The sequence below is a fragment of the Burkholderia sp. BCC0397 genome, from assembly GCF_902832865.1.
Classification (GTDB): domain Bacteria; phylum Pseudomonadota; class Gammaproteobacteria; order Burkholderiales; family Burkholderiaceae; genus Burkholderia.
In genome coordinates, this window is record NZ_CADFDL010000001.1 from 715,993 (window position 1) to 732,243 (window position 16,251).

13 protein-coding genes are annotated in these 16,251 nt (G+C 66.5%); 6 read left to right on the forward strand and 7 right to left on the reverse strand.

Features of this window, described 5'->3' with window-relative positions:
• Positions 1-40: 40 nt before the first annotated feature.
• Together xsc and HWX03_RS03300 are read right to left on the reverse strand one after the other, a co-directional pair.
• Positions 41-1,858, reverse strand: coding sequence for a sulfoacetaldehyde acetyltransferase (gene xsc, locus HWX03_RS03295; RefSeq protein WP_175870227.1), 1,818 nt, complete (start codon positions 1,856-1,858; stop codon positions 41-43).
• Positions 1,859-2,030: 172 nt separating this feature from the next.
• On the reverse strand, positions 2,031-2,429 hold the full coding sequence (locus tag HWX03_RS03300; RefSeq protein WP_175870228.1) for a nuclear transport factor 2 family protein: 399 nt from the start codon (positions 2,427-2,429) through the stop codon (positions 2,031-2,033).
• 198 nt (positions 2,430-2,627) lie between these two features.
• On the opposite strand from HWX03_RS03300, the gene HWX03_RS03305 reads away from it, so the two are divergent.
• Positions 2,628-3,065: a DUF4279 domain-containing protein gene (locus HWX03_RS03305; protein ID WP_175870229.1), complete on the forward strand. Its 438-nt coding sequence runs from the start codon at positions 2,628-2,630 to the stop codon at positions 3,063-3,065.
• A 203-nt stretch (positions 3,066-3,268) separates the two neighbouring features.
• Here HWX03_RS03305 and HWX03_RS03310 read toward each other — a convergent pair whose 3' ends face one another.
• Positions 3,269-4,795 (reverse strand): PLP-dependent aminotransferase family protein, encoded by a 1,527-nt coding sequence (locus tag HWX03_RS03310; RefSeq protein WP_175870230.1) that lies wholly within the window; start codon positions 4,793-4,795, stop codon positions 3,269-3,271.
• Between the two features lie 265 nt (positions 4,796-5,060).
• Here HWX03_RS03310 and HWX03_RS03315 point away from each other — a divergent pair, with 265 nt between their 5' ends.
• Both HWX03_RS03315 and phnY read left to right on the forward strand, forming a co-directional pair.
• Positions 5,061-5,399: a GNAT family N-acetyltransferase gene (locus tag HWX03_RS03315; RefSeq protein ID WP_175870231.1), complete on the forward strand. Its 339-nt coding sequence runs from the start codon at positions 5,061-5,063 to the stop codon at positions 5,397-5,399.
• Between the two features lie 46 nt (positions 5,400-5,445).
• Entirely contained in the window at positions 5,446-6,900 is a 1,455-nt protein-coding gene (phnY, locus tag HWX03_RS03320; protein WP_175870232.1) for a phosphonoacetaldehyde dehydrogenase, read from the forward strand.
• A gap of 45 nt (positions 6,901-6,945) precedes the next feature.
• Here phnY and HWX03_RS03325 read toward each other — a convergent pair whose 3' ends face one another.
• Complete coding sequence (locus tag HWX03_RS03325; protein WP_175870233.1) at positions 6,946-9,177, reverse strand: TonB-dependent receptor; 2,232 nt, start codon at positions 9,175-9,177, stop codon at positions 6,946-6,948.
• A gap of 321 nt (positions 9,178-9,498) precedes the next feature.
• Here HWX03_RS03325 and HWX03_RS03330 point away from each other — a divergent pair, with 321 nt between their 5' ends.
• On the forward strand, positions 9,499-10,560 hold the full coding sequence (locus tag HWX03_RS03330; protein WP_175870234.1) for an asparaginase: 1,062 nt from the start codon (positions 9,499-9,501) through the stop codon (positions 10,558-10,560).
• Positions 10,561-10,906: 346 nt separating this feature from the next.
• Here HWX03_RS03330 and HWX03_RS03335 read toward each other — a convergent pair whose 3' ends face one another.
• The gene (locus HWX03_RS03335) at positions 10,907-11,881 is read right to left on the reverse strand and encodes a LysR family transcriptional regulator (RefSeq protein WP_174430711.1); all 975 of its coding nucleotides are present in this window, start codon (positions 11,879-11,881) and stop codon (positions 10,907-10,909) included.
• A gap of 141 nt (positions 11,882-12,022) precedes the next feature.
• Here HWX03_RS03335 and HWX03_RS03340 point away from each other — a divergent pair, with 141 nt between their 5' ends.
• Positions 12,023-13,429 carry an aspartate ammonia-lyase gene (locus tag HWX03_RS03340; protein WP_175870235.1) on the forward strand — a complete coding sequence of 469 codons (1,407 nt, stop codon included), beginning with the start codon at positions 12,023-12,025 and terminating at the stop codon, positions 13,427-13,429.
• A gap of 103 nt (positions 13,430-13,532) precedes the next feature.
• Complete coding sequence (locus HWX03_RS03345) at positions 13,533-15,038, forward strand: amino acid permease (RefSeq protein WP_174430712.1); 1,506 nt, start codon at positions 13,533-13,535, stop codon at positions 15,036-15,038.
• A gap of 68 nt (positions 15,039-15,106) precedes the next feature.
• Here the strand turns inward: HWX03_RS03345 and HWX03_RS03350 are convergent, their stop codons facing one another.
• Entirely contained in the window at positions 15,107-15,811 is a 705-nt protein-coding gene (locus HWX03_RS03350; protein ID WP_175870236.1) for a phospholipase, read from the reverse strand.
• A 200-nt stretch (positions 15,812-16,011) separates the two neighbouring features.
• Complete coding sequence (locus tag HWX03_RS03355; RefSeq protein WP_244132566.1) at positions 16,012-16,203, reverse strand: hypothetical protein; 192 nt, start codon at positions 16,201-16,203, stop codon at positions 16,012-16,014.
• Positions 16,204-16,251 lie beyond the last annotated feature (48 nt).

The following is a 16,251-nucleotide window of genomic DNA, read 5'->3' on the forward strand; positions in this document are numbered from 1 at the left end:
GGAGGGCGCGGCCGGAGGCGGGTGCGTCAACGACGCGGCATCACACGTAGTCCTTGTACTTGTCGAGCATGCGAACCGGCTTCGACAGTGCGTCGCGGCGGAACGGGTCGCCGAGTTCGCGCGTGCACATGATCTCGATGATCGTCGTCTTGCCTTCGTTCATCTGCAGGTCGATCGCGCGCTTGAGCGCCGGGCCGACCTCCTCGATGCGGTCGACCGTGATCCCTTCCGCGCCCATCGCGCGGGCGATCGCCGCGAAGCTCTGGTTGTCGAGCTCGCCGGCCACGAAGCGGCGGTTGTAGAAGTCGACCTGGTTCTTCTTCTCCGCGCCCCATTGACGGTTGTGGAACACGACGGCCGTCACCGGGATGTCGTGGCGCACGCAGGTCATCGTTTCCATCAGGCTCATGCCCCACGCGCCGTCGCCCGCATACGACACGGCCGGGCGGTGCGGTGCGGCGACCTTCGCGCCGATGATCGTCGGGAACGCGTAGCCGCAGTTGCCCCAGCTCATCGCCGCGAAGAAGCTGCGCGGCTTGTTGAAGCGCAGGTAGCTGTTCGCGACCGAGTTGATGTTGCCGATGTCGGTCGACACCATCACGTCCTCGGGCATCGCTTTTTCAAGCTCGCGCAGCACCTGGCGCGGATGCAGGTAGCGGCCGCCGTTGAAGGTCTTTTCGTGCTTCTGCTCCTCGATCATGTCGAGGCTGTATGCGTCGCGCTCGTGCGTCCAGTCGTCGAGTTCCTTTTCCCACGCGGCCTTCTCGGTCGCGATCTGGTCGGCGCGCTCGCCGCGCGAGCCGTCGCATGCGAGCGTGCGGCCGTCGAGGCGCTGCGTGAGCGCGACGGCGGCCGCCTTCGCGTCGCCGCAGATGCCGACCGAGATCTTCTTCACGAGGCCGAGCATCTTGTGGTCGGCGTCGATCTGGATGATCTTCGCGTCCTTCGGCCAGTAGTCCATCCCGTGCTGCGGCAGCGTGCCGAACGGCCCGAGGCGCGAGCCGAGCGCGATCACGACGTCCGCGCGCGACAGCAGCTTCATCGCCGCCTTCGAGCCCTGATAGCCGAGCGGGCCGCACCACAGCGGGTGGTTCGCCGGGAACGAGTCGTTGTGCAGGTAGCTGTTGACGACCGGTGCGCCGAGCCGTTCGGCGAGCGCCTTGCATTCGTCGATCGCATCGGCCATCACGACGCCGCCGCCCGAGATGATCACCGGGAATTTCGCCTGCGCGATCAGATCGGCCGCGTCGTTCAGGCTCTGTTCGCCGCCGGGGCCGCGATCGAGCCGGCGCGGTTGCGGAATCTCGACCTTGACCTTGCCGTAGAAGTAATCGCGCGGAATGTTCAGCTGCGTCGGGCCCATCTCGGCCTGTGCGCGGTCGAAGCAGCGCGCGGTGAATTCGGCCATCCGCGCCGGGTGCGTGACGTGGCCCTGGTACTTCGTGAATTCCTGGAACATCGGCAACTGGTTCGCTTCCTGGAAGCCGCCGAGGCCGATGCCCATCGTGCCGGCTTCCGGCGTGACGATCACGACCGGGCTGTGCGCCCAGTACGCGGCCGCGATCGCGGTCACGCAGTTGCTGATGCCGGGGCCGTTCTGGCCGATCACGACGCCGTGGCGGCCCGACACGCGTGCATAGCCGTCGGCCATGTGGCCCGCGCCCTGTTCGTGCACGACCGGGATCAGCCGGATGCCGGCCGGCGCGAAGATGTCCATCGCGTCCATGAACGCGGAGCCCATGATGCCGAACATGTCGGTCACGCCGTTGGCCGCGAGGGTCTCGACGAAGGCTTCGGACGGCGTCATGTCCTGCGGGCCGCCGGTCGATGCACGCAGGGAAGGGGATTGTTCGCTCATGGGTTGTCTCCGATTGTTCAATTAACGGAACGTCTTGTTCCAGATGCTATTGGCTGGGAAAAACCGGTCAAGTCATTCCGCCCGCTGGCGGGGAATGTGGAATGAAATGAAATGATTCGTTTCAAAATGTGCGTTCGGGCTACGTGGCTCGACCGCGCGCGACGGGGTGCGCTCAGGCCGGCTGCTTCGGCCGTTCCTTGCGGAACGCGCGCTTGACGGCGATCAGCCCGTCGCGGAATTCGAACAGGTCGCAGCCCTCGGCCTCGATGCGCCAGCCTTCCGCGTGCGTGCCGGTGAACACCCATTCGGATAGGCCGCGCTCGCCGGCGACGGTGTGGCGGCTGTGGCCCCAGTGCGCATCCGGGAAGGTCTTGAACACGGCTTCGAACGCGGCGCGTACCGCGTCGCGGCCGACGAAGCGCGTGCCGTGAATGTCGGGCCCGCCGGCCGCGTCGAACACGCAGTCCTCGGTCATGAAGCCCATCAGCGCGTGGGCGTCATGCCGGTTGAAGGCGTCGGAAAATGCCGCGAGCGTGGCGGCCGTGACGGGGGCGGTAAGCGTGTCGGACATAACGTGTCTCCTGTCGAATGATGGGCGGTGCGCAAGGCGCTGGCGCGCATGCGGCACGCGGTATCGACACGTTAGTGAGCGCTCGTTTTTGGCGGTAGCGCCAGTGGGGGGGATTCGGTTGGGCCAGGGGGGGCGTTATCTTTCACGACAGCGGCGACGTCGAGTTCAAAGGCGTGATCATTGATAACATCCACGACTATGCACCCTGAGTTCCCCACGCCCACCGATAGCGCACTTGCGCACGCGACGTTCATCATTTCATCGGAGGACGCGCACCCGGACACGTGGACCGCTTTCTTCGGCATCTTCCCGAGTCGGACGATCACGAAAGGAAAGCCCTACCTGCTGCCGTCCGGGCGCCTGAGTTCGCGGCCCGGAAAGCTCAATCTGTGGGCGCTGGAAAGCAAGGCCGCCGTTCAAAGCGATCGATTGGAGCCGCACCTTCGCTACCTGATCGACCGACTCTCGTTGCCGCGTGAAGGTCTCCTCGAGCGTGTCGAGCAGGCCGGTGCGCGTATGAGGTTCTTCTGCTACTGGGACAACGAGAAGGGTGATCGTGTGCCTCACGTGTCGGACGCTACCCGTCAGCTCATTGAATCAGTCGGGGCAGTGATCGAGATCGATGAATATCGATAGCATCTACCGCTGCTGGCGTCGCGCTGACGCCTGACGCGACGCGCGTACCTCAATCCACCTCCCGTCGTAGCACTAGTGTGGGCTTACGCGCAGTTCCGGCTGCAGCGCACGGCTGCACGCGCCACGGACGGCGGGTTCGTGACGATTCATTTCAGCAGCCGCCCGAACCATCCGAAACCGAAGGTCGGCGACCTCGTATCCGATCAACTCGCCGGCTTCTGCACCCGCACACACTGCGCGAGCGCCCGCACCCCCGGCTCGATCCGTTCGAGCGGAATCGCGGAAAACCCCATCCGGAAGCAGCGGCGCGCGTTGCTGTCGTCGTTCATGAAGAACACGCTGCCGGGTTCGATCAGAATCCCGGCTTCCTGCGCGTCCACCGCGAGACGCGCCGCATCGAGCCACGGCGGCCCCTCGACCCAGCACGACGCACCGCCCGTCACGGGCACATGGCGCGCTTCCGGCAGATGCGCATCGAGCGCGGCCATCAGCGCCAGCGAGCGTTCGCTGTACGCGTGCGCGAGCCGGCGCAGCAACGCGTCGTGATGGCCGAGCGCGAGGAAGGTCGCGAATGCGCGCTGGATGTACGCGACCGGGTGGCGCACCATCAGCCGCCGCAGCGCGCGCAATTCCCGGATCAGCTCGCGCGGCCCGACCACGTAGCCGAGCCGCAGGCCCGGCGCGAACGTCTTCGACAGGCTGCCGACGTAGATCACGCGGTCGGCCGTGTCGAGGCTCTTCAGTGCCGGATGCGGCGTGCCGGAGAACGTGTTCTCGCTCTCGTAGTCGTCCTCGATGATCACGAAATCGTGCTGCTGCGCGCAATCGAGCAGCGCGCGGCGGCGCTCGACCGGCATCGTCGCGGTGGTCGGACATTGGTGGCTCGGCGTCACGTACACGTAGTCGCAGCGCGACAGCGTGTCGCCGAGCGAACCGGGCGCGATCCCGTGGCCGTCGACGGGCAGCGGCAGCAGCCGCGCGTTGCGGTTCTCGAAGATGTTGCGCGCGTCCGGATAGCCGGGATTCTCGAAGCCGACCGTCGTGTGCTTGCCGCACAGCAGGTCCGCGATCAGGTACAGCGCCTGCTGGCAGCCGTTCGTGACGACGATCTCGTCGGGCATCGCGAACACGCCGCGCCGCGGCAGCACGCGCGTGCGGATCTGCTGGATCAGCGATTCGTCGTCGCGCTCGATCAGGTCGGGCGCCCAGTTGCGGATCTCCATTACCGACAGCGCCTTCAGGCAGCATTCGCGCCAGTCGTTGGTCGGAAACAGCGACTGGTCGAACTGCCCGTAGATGAATGGATATTCGTAGTGCTGCCAGTTCGCGGGCTTCACGATGTTGCGCTGCCTCGACGGCGGATGCGCGATGCGTTGCGCCCATATGGGGCGGCCCGGCGTGTCGCCGCCGGCCTCCGGTTTCGCAGCGGGCCTGGCGGCCGCGAAGCCGGGCACGCCTTCGAGCATCTTCGGGTTCACGAAGTGCCCGCTGCGTTCGCGCGAGATCAGGTAGCCCTCTTCGACGAGCATCTGGTACGCGAGCACGACGGTGTTGCGCGCGACGCCGAGCTGGTCGGCGAGCTCGCGGCTCGACGGCAGCGCGGCATCGGGCGCGAGCTGGCCGTCGAGGATCGTGGCCACCAGCATGCGCCGGATCTGGTCCTGCAGGCTCGACGCCGACGACCGCCGGAACTGCTGGGCCCATAAGGCGGTCGGGGGACGACTCGGCATGCTTCCTCCTGTGATCGGTACGGGAAACGCGAGGCGGCGCGCGCGGCGGGTGCGCAGGCCCGCGAGGGCGCGGTGTGGCGAGAATACGCGCGTCGCGCCGCGGATGTGGACTCAATGAAAGATGGCGTCTGGCACTACTGCGCGCGGACGTGGCAAGACGATACTCAACTCGTCGCGCCCACACGATCCGGATAACTCCCCGGTACGCGGGCGCAGGGAGGCGTGCGCGCGTCGCGTGCGCCGGCATCGTCACCGGAGGGGCGCCATGCACGTCGTCGTGTTCAGGGATCGCTGCGCACGCGTGATCCGCATCGTGTTCGACGACGCGCGCGTGACGGCGGTCGCGTATCGCGACGACGAAGCGATCGGCGAACTCGGCATCGACGACGATGGCGATGCCGTGCGCACGCCGTCGCTCGCGCGGCTGTACGTCGAACCGGCCTACCGGCGCAGCGGCATCGCGCACACGCTGCTGGCGTGCGCGTCGCGCGAATTCGGGCGGCCGATCCGCATCGATACCGCCGCGCGCGAATGGCCCGATTCGCCGACGTGGGCGACGCTGTGCCGCTGCCTCGAATACGAAGGGCTGGTCGTGGTGCGCTAGCCCGACAGCGTGGCCACGATCACGCGACACCAAGAACGGAGACGACATGAGCACGGTCCTGAAGCCGATTCCCGCATCCGACGTGCGGCACGAAGCGTTGCGACTCGACGGGCAGCGCGTGTGGCGCGACGCCGTCATCGACGTGCGCGACCCGTACGACGGCACGCTGGTCGGCACCGTGCCGAAGGCGACGCTCGACGACGTGCGCCGCGCGTTCGCGGTCGCGTGGGCGTACCGGCCGACGCTCACGCGCCACGATCGCGCGGCGATCCTGCGCCGCGCGGCCGACATCGTGCGTGCGCGCACCGCGGAGATCGCGGCGCTGATCACGGCCGAGGCCGGGTTGTGCATCAAGGATTCGACGTACGAAGCCGGCCGCGTGGCCGATGTGCTGACGTTCGGCGCGGGCGAAGTGCTGAAGGACGACGGGCAGATCTTCTCGTGCGATCTGACGCCGCACGGCAAGAAGCGCCGCGTGTACACGCAGCGCGACCCGCTGCTCGGCGTGATTTCGGCGATCACGCCGTTCAATCACCCGATGAACCAGGTCGCGCACAAGATCGTGCCGTCGGTCGCGACCAACAACCGGATCGTCGTGAAGCCGTCGGAGAAGGTGCCGCTGTCGTGCTACCTGTTCGCGGACATCCTGTACGAAGCCGGCCTGCCGGCGCAGATGCTTCAGGTCATCACCGGCGACCCGAAGGAGATCGCCGACGAGCTGATCACGAACCCGGCGATCGACATGATCACGTTCACGGGCGGCGTGTCGATCGGCAAGTCGATCGCTGCACGAATGGGCTACCGGCGCGCGGTGCTCGAACTCGGCGGCAACGATCCGATCATCGTGATGGAAGACGCCGATCTCGACGAAGCGAGCACGCTTGCGGTGTCGGGCTCGTACAAGAATTCCGGGCAGCGCTGCACGGCGATCAAACGGATGCTCGTGCACGAGTCGGTGGCCGATCGCTTCACGGAACTCGTCGTCGAGAAGACGCGCGCATGGTCGTATGGCAATCCGTCCGACCCGTCGGTCGACATGGGCACGGTGATCGACGAAGCGGCCGCGAAGTTCTGCGAGCAGCAGGTGAACGACGCGATCGCGCGCGGGGCGCGGCTGCTGGTCGGCAACGTGCGTGACGGCGCGCTGTATTCGCCGACCGTCGTCGATCGCGTGACGCCCGACATGCCGCTGGTGAAGCATGAAACCTTCGGTCCGGTATCGCCGATCATGCGCTTTCGCGACATCGACGAAGCGATCCGGATGTCGAACAGCACCGACTACGCGCTGTCGTCGTCGGTGTGCACGAATCGCTTCGACCACATCACGCGCTTCATCACCGAGCTGGAGGTCGGCAGCGTGAACGTGCGCGAAGTGCCCGGCTATCGACTGGAACTGACGCCGTTCGGCGGCGTGAAGGATTCGGGGCTCGGGTACAAGGAGGGCGTGCAGGAAGCGATGAAGAGCTTCACGAACGTGAAGACGTATTCGCTGCCGTGGTGAACGCGGCGGGGAAGGGCGCGTCGCGCCCTCCCGCCGCCGGCGGCGTTACTGATAGAAGTTGAGCGTGACCATCGCCGAGCGGCCCGGCGCCCACGTCGCGTAGATCGGGTACGCGCTCGCGTAATACTGCTTGTCGAACAGGTTCTGCACGTTCAGTTGAACGTCCATCGTCTTGTTCACGCGCCACGTCGCGGCCGCGTCGAAGCGCGCATAGCCGGGCGTCCACTTCTTCACGGTCGACGATACCGACGCATAGGTCTGGCTCATCACCGTCGCGCCCGCGCCGAGCGTGAGCTTCGGCATCACGTCGTAGCTCGTCCACAGCGTGAAGTTGTGCTTCGGCACCATCACCATCGGCAAGCCCGATGCGCCCGGGCTGCCGGGGCCCGCGTCGGTCGTGATCGCGTTCAGGTACGAATAGCCGCCGAACACGTGCCACTTCTGCGTCAGGTTGCCCGCGAAGCCGAATTCGAAACCGCGCACGCGCTGCTTGCCCGCGTTGACCGTGTGACCGAGGCCGTCGCTGACGCGCGCGTTGGTCTTTTCGGTCTGGAATAGCGCCGACGTCAGCGACAGCTGATCCTGCAGCACGTCCCACTTCGCGCCGATCTCGATGTTGCGCGCGCGTTCGGGCGCGAGGTCCTGGTTGGTCGCGGTGATCTGGTCGGTGCCGCCGCCGAGGCCGCCGTTCGAGCCCGGCGGGTTCGACGACGTGCCGTACGACGCGTACAGGCTCACGTTGGTCACTGGCTTGAACACGAGGCCGAACTGGTAGCTGAACAGGTTCGACGTGTTCGACAGGTCGGCGACGCCGGCCTGCTTGCCGGTCGTGTCGTAGCGGTCGAAGCGCAGCCCCGTGTTGAACTGCCAGCGCTCGGACAGCTTCACCGTGTCGAAGAGGTACGCGGATACGGTGTCGGTGCGCGTGTTCGTCGTCGGGCCGGGGAAGCCCTTGTCGCCGTTCAGCACGATGCTGCCGGTCCACGGCCGGTTCGGGTTCCAGCCGCCGGCGAGCGGCGTGCAGTTGCCGGCCACCGCGCACGGGCTGTTCGAGCGGATGTTGTTGCCGGCCGAATCCGACACGAGATAGCCCTCGTAGCGCGCCTGCTCGTGGCTGAACTCGACGCCGGCCGTCATCGTGTGCTTCATCCCGAACAGGCTCGCGCTGCCGGTCACTTCCGTCTGGTTCGAGAAGCCGTTGAGCGCGTACTTGCCGCTCTTCGCCTGCAGCCCGAGCATGGTCGGGTTCGACGCGAGGATCTGCGGGTTCGTCGCGACGTAATCGAGCGTCGAGCGGCCGAACATCGTCGTGTTCCTCAGCTTCCAGTCGTCATTGATCTTGTGCTCGACGCGAATTTCGCCGGTGTCGGTCTGCCCGTAGCGATAGTCGCGCGTGTTCAGCCCGAAGAACTGCCCGCGATCGGTCGGCACCGGCGTGGCGCCCGATGCGCGGAACGGCACGCTGAAGTCCGGCATGTCGTACGAGTTCATGTGGTAGTAGCTGACCGTGACCGTGGTCGGCGTGTTCAGCCCGAACACGATCGACGGCGCGACGCCCCAGCGCTTGTTGTACACGTCGTTGCGGCCGGCCTGGTTCGCGTCGTGGCCCATCACGTTCAGCCGCACGGCCGTCGTGTCGTTGATCTTGTGGTTCGCGTCGACCGTCGCGCGCTTGTAGCCGTCGGTGCCGAAGCCGATGCTGCTGTTGATGAAGTTGTCGTTCTGCGGCGTCTTCGTGACGATGTCGATGCTGCCGCCCACCGAGCCGCGGCCCGCGTAGACCGAATCGGGGCCCTTGATCACGCTGATCTGCTCGACCGCGAACGTCTCGCGGTTCTGCAAGCCGGAGTCGCGCATGCCGTCGACGAAGATCGAGTTGCGCGATTCGAAGCCGCGGATCACCGGACGGTCGGCCGACGGGTTCGCGGCCGCATCGCCGCCGAGGAACGTGATGCCCGGCACCGAGCGCAGCGCGTCCGCGAACGACGTGACGTTCTTTTCCTTGATCAGTTGCTCGGGAATCACCGTGACCGAGCGCGGCGTATCGAGCAGCGGCGCGGTGAACTTGTACGACGGCGAGCGCTTCACCTGCATGTCCGACAGCGCGGACGACTGCACGGCGATGGTCGGTAGCGGCGCCGGCACGTCGGCGGCAGAAACGGAAGCGGAAGCGGAGGCGGGCGCGGTTTCGGCGGAGGCGAGCAGCGGCGTCAGGAAAACGGAGCAGGTCAGTGCCGATACGAGGGGGCGAGGCCTCGTCTTGAACTGGGCAGACATATCGGGAAGCAGCGGAAGGTTCGGTGATCGGGCGCGTTTTCTCGATGCCGGCCGGGCACGCCGGCACATCGGAAAATGTCAATGCAAATGCGTATGATTCGCGTTTGCGGTCGCAATTCTACGGATTGGTATCAAATATGTAAACGATTGAATGGTTTTTGTACTAAATCGGTCAGGCTTTCGTGGGGGAGACTGCCTTTGCGTCGCGTGCAACACCACTTTCCACGGCAAGGCCGACGCGCGGCGGCGACGACTCGCTACACTGCCGTACCGGTTGGACGGGCCCCGGCATCAGGCCCCCGAGCAAGGAGACAGAAGAGGATGGACACCCCACGCGCAGCGGTCGTCACGTACCGCGGCAATGCGATCGAGAACACGCACGTCGCCCATGTGGCGGTCGTCGATGCACGCGGCCGGCTGCTGGCCCGGTTCGGCGATCCGTTCCGGATGACGCTCGCGCGGTCGGCGGCCAAGCCGGCCCAGGCGCTGTCGGTGATCGAGACGGGCGCGCCGGAACGCTTCGGCTTCGACGACGCGGACATCGCGCTGATGTGCGCGTCGCACAGTAGCGAGGATCGTCACATCGAACGCACGCGCGCGATGCTCGCGAAGGTCGCCGCGCACGAATCGGATCTGCGCTGCGGCGGCCATCCGCCGTTGTCCGACGCGGTGTACCGGTCGTGGATCAAGCGCGACTACACACCGACCGGCGTATGCAGCAACTGTTCGGGCAAGCATGTCGGGATGCTGGCCGGCGCGCAGGCGATCGGCGCCGCGATCGCCGATTACCATCTGCCCGACCATCCGATGCAGGTGCGCGTGAAGCAGGTGGTGGCCGACGCGTGCGGCCTGCGCGACGACGAGGTCGACTGGGGCATCGACGGCTGCAATCTGCCGACGCCGGCGTTCTCGCTGGATCGGCTGGCGCGCCTGTACGCGTCGCTGGCCGACGGCGCGGATGCGGTGGAAGCGGGCGGCGCGCCGACCGATCGCATTCGCGCACTGGCGCGCATTCACCGCGCGATGACCGCCCATCCGGAACTGGTCGCAGGCGACGGGCGCTATTGCACGGTGCTGATGAACGCGTTCGGCGGGCAGGTGGTCGGCAAGCTCGGCGCGGATGCGTGCTACGGGATCGGCGTGCGCGCGTCGGAACGCACGCGGCAACTCGGCGCGGACGGCGCACTCGGCATCTCGGTGAAGATCGAGGACGGCAATCTCGACGTGCTCTATATGGTCGTCAGCGAAATCCTCGAGCGGCTGCAGATCGGCACGGCCGAGCAGCGCGCACAACTGGCCGGCTTCCACCGGCCGCGGATGCTCAACACGCAGGGCGTCGAGTTCGGGCACGCGACGTTCCCATTCGAGTTGCAGGCGGCTTAGGGCCTGTTCACGCTAATAACGGGCTTGCGCTGGCCCCCAGAAGGGCCGAGCGCAAGGATTGCGACGAAGCGAATACTCGACGTATTCGCGAGGAGCATGACGCGGCGATCGGCCCTTCTGGGGGCCAGCCCCACGAATGAATTTTTCCAAACAGGGGAACGTGCCTTTGCGCCCGCATGGCGGCGTCGTTCGTCGTTGCAATAGCTACGGCTATTGCGCCTCCTCACTCCTTGCCCTGCGGGCGCAAAGGCACGTTCGCAAGCCCGTTATTAGCGTGAACAGGCCCTAACGCGGTCGCCGCGCCGATGGCCGCCGGCCCGCGATCCGGGCCTCGCATCGGCGCGCGCTACGCGCGTGCGTCGCGAATCTTCGCCAGCTCCCGATCCGACAGCTCGCCGATCTGCGCGAGGTGTTCCGCGAGAAAATCCTTCAGCACGCGCAGCTTCGCCGAGCTGCGCCGGTTCGCCAGATACGCGATGTAGATGAATTCGCCGGTCAGCCGGTTCTGCAGCCGGTAGCGCGGCAGCACGGCTTCGAGCTGGCCGCTCGCGAGCAGGTCGCGCACGAGCCAGATTTCGAATTCCGCGATGCCGAGCCCTGCGCAGGTCGCTTCCAGCAGCAGCTCCGAATGGTCGGTGACGAGATTGCCGGCCGGCAGCACGCTGTGCTGCGTGTCGCCGTTCACCAGAGCCCAGCGCGGATCGCCTTCCGGGTGCACGTAGCGCAGGCAGTTGTGGTGCGTCAGGTCGTCCGGCGTCGCCGGGCGCCCGCAGCGGTCGAGGTAGCCGGGCGTCGCGCACAGGATGCTGTCGTTGCGCGACAGCCGGTGGACGACCAGGTTGTCCAGGTAGTTCTCGCCTTCGTGGATGTCGAGGTCGAAGCCGCCGGCGACGAGGTCGTTGTGGTTGTCGGTGAGCCGCACGTCGAGCTGGATCGTCGGATAGCGCGCCAGAAACGGCGCGATCAGCGGCGCGAGATGACGGCGGCCGAACGCGACCGGCGCGGTGAGCTTCAGCGGGCCGCTCGGCTGCGCATTCAGCTCGGCGACGACGCGCAGCGTGTCGTCGAGATCGGCGATCAGCGTGACCGCGCGCTCCAGATAGATATGGCCGGCTTCGGTGAGCGTCACGCTGTGCGTCGAGCGGTGCAGCAGCGCGACGCCGAGCGCCTCCTCGATCGCCGTCACCTTGCGTGCGACAGTCGACGTCGACACGTGCATCTCCTTCGCGACCGCCGAAAAACTTCCCGTTTCGACCACCCGGACGAACGCGCGCATCGCGCCCAGATGATCGATGCCGGTTTCTCTCGCGCCTTTTTTCATTCGATTCTCGCTGTTGCGTCCCACGCAAAACCGCTTTCGATAATACAGAAGGGAGCTTGTTTTTGCAAAGGCATAGAATGCGAACCCGTCGCGTCGGCGAGCGGCGAACGACGAGCGGCACGAGACATCCAGGAGGGGACGATGACCGAGAACGGCTTCCGCGTCGAAGCGGATCTTTTAGGCAAACGAAGTATTCCGGATGCCGCCTATTACGGCGTCCACACGCTGCGCGCGAAAGAGAATTTCGACATTTCGGGCCGCACCATTGCGTCGCTGCCGTACCTCGTGATGGCGCTCGCGTCCGTGAAGGAAGCGGCGGCCGACGCCAATTGCGAACTCGGGCTGCTGCCGCGGCCGTATCGCGATGCGATCGCCGCCGCGTGCGTCGAGATCCGCGAAGGGCGGCTGCACGACCAGTTCGTCGTCGACGTCATCCAGGGCGGCGCCGGCACGTCGACCAACATGAACGCGAACGAGGTGATCTGCAATCGCGCGCTCGAAATCATGGGGCACGCGCGCGGGCAGTACGAATACCTGCATCCGAACGAGCACGTCAATCTCGCGCAGAGCACCAACGACGTCTATCCGACCGCGATCCGGATCGCGACGTGTTTCGCGGTCGAGCACCTGCTCGAAGCGATGGCGCGGCTGCGCGATGCGTTCGCGGAGCGGGCCGACGCGTTCGCCGGCTTGCTGAAGCTCGGCCGCACGCAGTTGCAGGATGCGGTGCCGATGACGCTCGGCCAGGAATTCTCGACCTACGCAGTGATGCTGACGGAGGACATCGCGCGGCTGCAGGAGGCCGGCTGGCTGATTCGCGAGATCAACCTCGGCGCGACTGCGATCGGCACGGGCATCACCGCGCATCCGCAGTACGCGGAGAAGGCGCTGGCCGCGCTGCGCCGCATCACCGGGCTCGACCTGAGCACCGCGCCGAACCTGATCGAGGCGACTCAGGATTGCGGCGCGTTCGTCCAGGTGTCGGGCGTGCTGAAGCGGATCGCCGTCAAGCTGTCGAAGATCTGCAACGACCTGCGGCTGCTGTCGAGCGGCCCGCGCGCGGGCTTCGGCGAGATCAACCTGCCGCCGGTGCAGGCCGGCTCGTCGATCATGCCCGGCAAGGTGAATCCGGTGATCCCGGAAGTCGTCAACCAGGTCGCGTTCGAGGTGTTCGGCAACGACCTGACCATCACCTTCGCGGCCGAGGCCGGCCAGCTTCAGCTCAACGCGTTCGAACCGGTGATCGCGAGCGCGCTGTTCCGCAGCTTCAGCCACCTGACGGCGGCCTGCACGACGCTCGCGCAGCGATGCGTGAGCGGCATCACCGCGAATCCCGAGCGGCTGCGCGAAACGATGGAGCGCTCGGTCGCGCTCGCCACCGCGCTGAATCCGTACATCGGCTACAAGCGCGCGACCGCCGTGGCCGCCGAAGCGCACGAGAGCGGCAAGTCGATCCGCGAAGTCGTGCTGGCTCACCAGCTGATGACCGACGCGCAACTGGACGAGGCGCTGCATCCCGAAGCGCTGATCCGGCCGCGCGCGTACTGATTCCGGCCGCGCGGCGCCGGCCCATGCCGCCGGCGGCCCGCGCGCGGCCGTTCCCCGCAGCGCCCGTCGACGGGCGCGCTACATCAAGAAACGGAGACACACCATGAAGCACGCCAGCGAGCGCCCGGCCGATACGGCCGGCGGCGCGGATCCCCGTCATGCCGACCGCGATGCGATGTTCGCGTCGCACGAGGCCGGCTATGAGCAGAAGCTGAAGCCGCGCCACGTGCAGATGATCGCGATGGGCGGCGCGATCGGCACCGGCCTCTTCCTCGGCGCGGGCGGCCGCCTGCAGAGCGCGGGGCCCGCGCTGGCGCTCGTGTATCTCGTGTGCGGCGTGTTCGCGTTCCTGATCATGCGCGCGCTCGGCGAGCTCGTGATGCACCGGCCGACCAGCGGCAGCTTCGTGTCCTATGCACGGGAGTTCATGGGCGAGCGCGCGTCGTTCGTCGCGGGCTGGATGTACTACCTGAACTGGGCGACGACCGGCATCGTCGACATCACCGCGGTCGCGATCTACATGAAGTACTGGGGCATGTTCACCGACGTGCCGCAATGGGTGTTCGCGCTCGGCGCGCTCGGGATCGTGTCGGTGATGAACATGATCGGCGTGAAGGTATTCGGCGAGATGGAGTTCTGGTTCTCGATCGTCAAGGTGGGGACGCTCGCGCTGTTCCTCGCGGTCGGCGCCGTCTTTCTCGCGAGCGGGCACCCGGTCGCCGGCCAGATGCCGGGGCTGCATCTCGTCGCGGATCACGGCGGCATCTTCCCGCACGGCATCCTGCCGGCCGTGCTGATCGTGCAGGGCGTCGTGTTCGCGTATGCGAGCATCGAGCTCGTCGGCGTCGCGGCAGGCGAGACCGCCGATGCGCGCAAGGTGTTGCCGAAGGCGATCAACAGCGTGATGTGGCGTATCGCGCTGTTCTACGTCGGCTCGGTCGTGCTGCTGACGATGCTGCTGCCGTGGACCGCGTACAGCGCGCACGAAAGCCCGTTCGTGACGTTCTTCAGCAAGCTCGGCGTGCCGTACGTCGGCACGGTGATGAACGTCGTGGTGCTGACCGCCGCGCTGTCGAGCCTGAATTCCGGCCTCTATTCGACCGGGCGCGTGCTGCGCTCGCTCGCGATGGGCGGCTCGGCGCCGCGCTTCGTGTCGCGGATGAACGCGCGCGGCGTGCCCTATGGCGGAATTCTCGTGACGGTCGCGGTCAATGCGATCGGCGTGCCGCTGAACTACATCGTGCCGGCGCAGGCGTTCGAGATCGTGCTGAACATGGCGTCGCTCGGGATCATCACGACCTGGGGCTTCATCGTGATGTGCCAGATCCTGTTCCGCCGCGCGGTCGATCGCGGCGAACTGAGCCCGGTGTCGTTCCGGATGCCCGGCGCGCCGTTCACGTCGTGGCTCACGCTCGGGTTCCTGGTCAGCGTGCTGGTGCTGATGGCGTTCGACTACCCGGGCGGCACGTGGACCGTCGCGATGATTCCGGTCGTCGTGCTCGCGCTGGTGATCGGCTGGAAGCTGGCGAAACGCGGCGCCGAGCGCGAGCGGGCGGCGGCGATGCCCGCATCCGCGCGGGCCGTTGCCGAGCCTGCGCAGAACGCGTAATGCCATGCACCGGGGGCGCCGGTCCGTTTGCGGGCCGGCGCCCCCGGTGCGTTCGGTTCAAGTTCAGTTCAACCCGGCTGGCTCGCCGACCGATCCAACCCGGCGCGCTCACCGACCCATCGGCCGAAATCGCCGGCCATCTCCGCGGTCAGGTCGTGTCCGGCCGCATACAGCCGCGTGTCGTGCACGACGCCGAGCGCCGCGAGTTTCGCATCGGCCTTGTCGGCCCATGAGACGGGCAGCTTGTCGTCGAAGCGGCCATGCACGATCAGCGCATGGAGCGCGCTCAGTGCGTCCCGCGACGCAATCAGCGGATCGATCTCCGGCAGGATGCGGCCGCACAGCACGGCGAACGCGCTCACGTCGCCCGGCGACGTGAGGCCGACGCTCGCGCTCATGATGCCGCCCTGGCTGAAGCCCGCGATCACGGTCGCCAACGCGGGGGCTGCGCCATCCCGCGCGCGGAGTGCGTGCAGCAGCGTGATCAGTTGCACGCGGCTCTCGTCGGCACGCGCCGCATCGATTTCAGGGCCGTTCGGGCCGAAACGCACCGGAAACCAGGCATGCTGATTGGGCCCGAACGTGAGCGGGCCGCGCAGGAACGCGATTTCGATGCGCGGATCGATCGCGTCGCCCACGTTTAGCAGGTTGGTCTCGTTGCCGCCGACGCCGTGCAGCAGCAACAGGCGGGCGACGGCGCGGCCGGTGGCCGGACGCAACCGGTATTGAAGGCCGGAATCGGGATCGGTGGTCAGCGGCAGGGCGTCGGTCATCGCATGGGTCCGAAAGGGGAACGATGCGACAGTCTAGAGCGGGCGGATCGGGAGGGGAATCGCAGGCGCGGGATTGATTGTTTCTTGATGGGAACGAATCGTGGCAGGGTTGGTTTCGGGGAGCGAATCGCCGATCGCGACTATAAAAAATACCAAAACAAACCGGCCCGTCGATAATGCGCAAACGTTTTGCCGGGCACTCAATAAAACGGATTTTGCGGATCATGAATAAAACAATGAATATCCGCTATTCCAGCGACGCGCCGAGCGCAGCCGCAGCCGCGCTGCGTATGACGGCGTGAAGTTAACGGCAAACCCGCCAAAAACTTTAGGCTTTTCCCCGCGCAATTATTCATTTCAATTTCCTCAATGAACGATTGATTTTCGGTCATCGGACAGTCATACACCATCCCCGATAATTCGGCGCTCACATTCTTTCA

Coding starts and splice junctions, on each gene's coding strand:
- HWX03_RS03300 (WP_175870228.1), bottom strand. CDS start 2,429: ATGTCCGACACGCTTACCGCCCCCGTCACGGCCGCCACGCTCGCGGCA.
- HWX03_RS03345 (WP_174430712.1), top strand. CDS start 13,533: ATGAAGCACGCCAGCGAGCGCCCGGCCGATACGGCCGGCGGCGCGGAT.
- HWX03_RS03335 (WP_174430711.1), bottom strand. CDS start 11,881: ATGAAAAAAGGCGCGAGAGAAACCGGCATCGATCATCTGGGCGCGATG.
- HWX03_RS03325 (WP_175870233.1), bottom strand. CDS start 9,177: ATGTCTGCCCAGTTCAAGACGAGGCCTCGCCCCCTCGTATCGGCACTG.
- HWX03_RS03340 (WP_175870235.1), top strand. CDS start 12,023: ATGACCGAGAACGGCTTCCGCGTCGAAGCGGATCTTTTAGGCAAACGA.
- HWX03_RS03305 (WP_175870229.1), top strand. CDS start 2,628: ATGCACCCTGAGTTCCCCACGCCCACCGATAGCGCACTTGCGCACGCG.
- HWX03_RS03350 (WP_175870236.1), bottom strand. CDS start 15,811: ATGACCGACGCCCTGCCGCTGACCACCGATCCCGATTCCGGCCTTCAA.
- phnY (WP_175870232.1), top strand. CDS start 5,446: ATGAGCACGGTCCTGAAGCCGATTCCCGCATCCGACGTGCGGCACGAA.
- xsc (WP_175870227.1), bottom strand. CDS start 1,858: ATGAGCGAACAATCCCCTTCCCTGCGTGCATCGACCGGCGGCCCGCAG.
- HWX03_RS03310 (WP_175870230.1), bottom strand. CDS start 4,795: ATGCCGAGTCGTCCCCCGACCGCCTTATGGGCCCAGCAGTTCCGGCGG.
- HWX03_RS03315 (WP_175870231.1), top strand. CDS start 5,061: ATGCACGTCGTCGTGTTCAGGGATCGCTGCGCACGCGTGATCCGCATC.
- HWX03_RS03355 (WP_244132566.1), bottom strand. CDS start 16,203: ATGACCGAAAATCAATCGTTCATTGAGGAAATTGAAATGAATAATTGC.
- HWX03_RS03330 (WP_175870234.1), top strand. CDS start 9,499: ATGGACACCCCACGCGCAGCGGTCGTCACGTACCGCGGCAATGCGATC.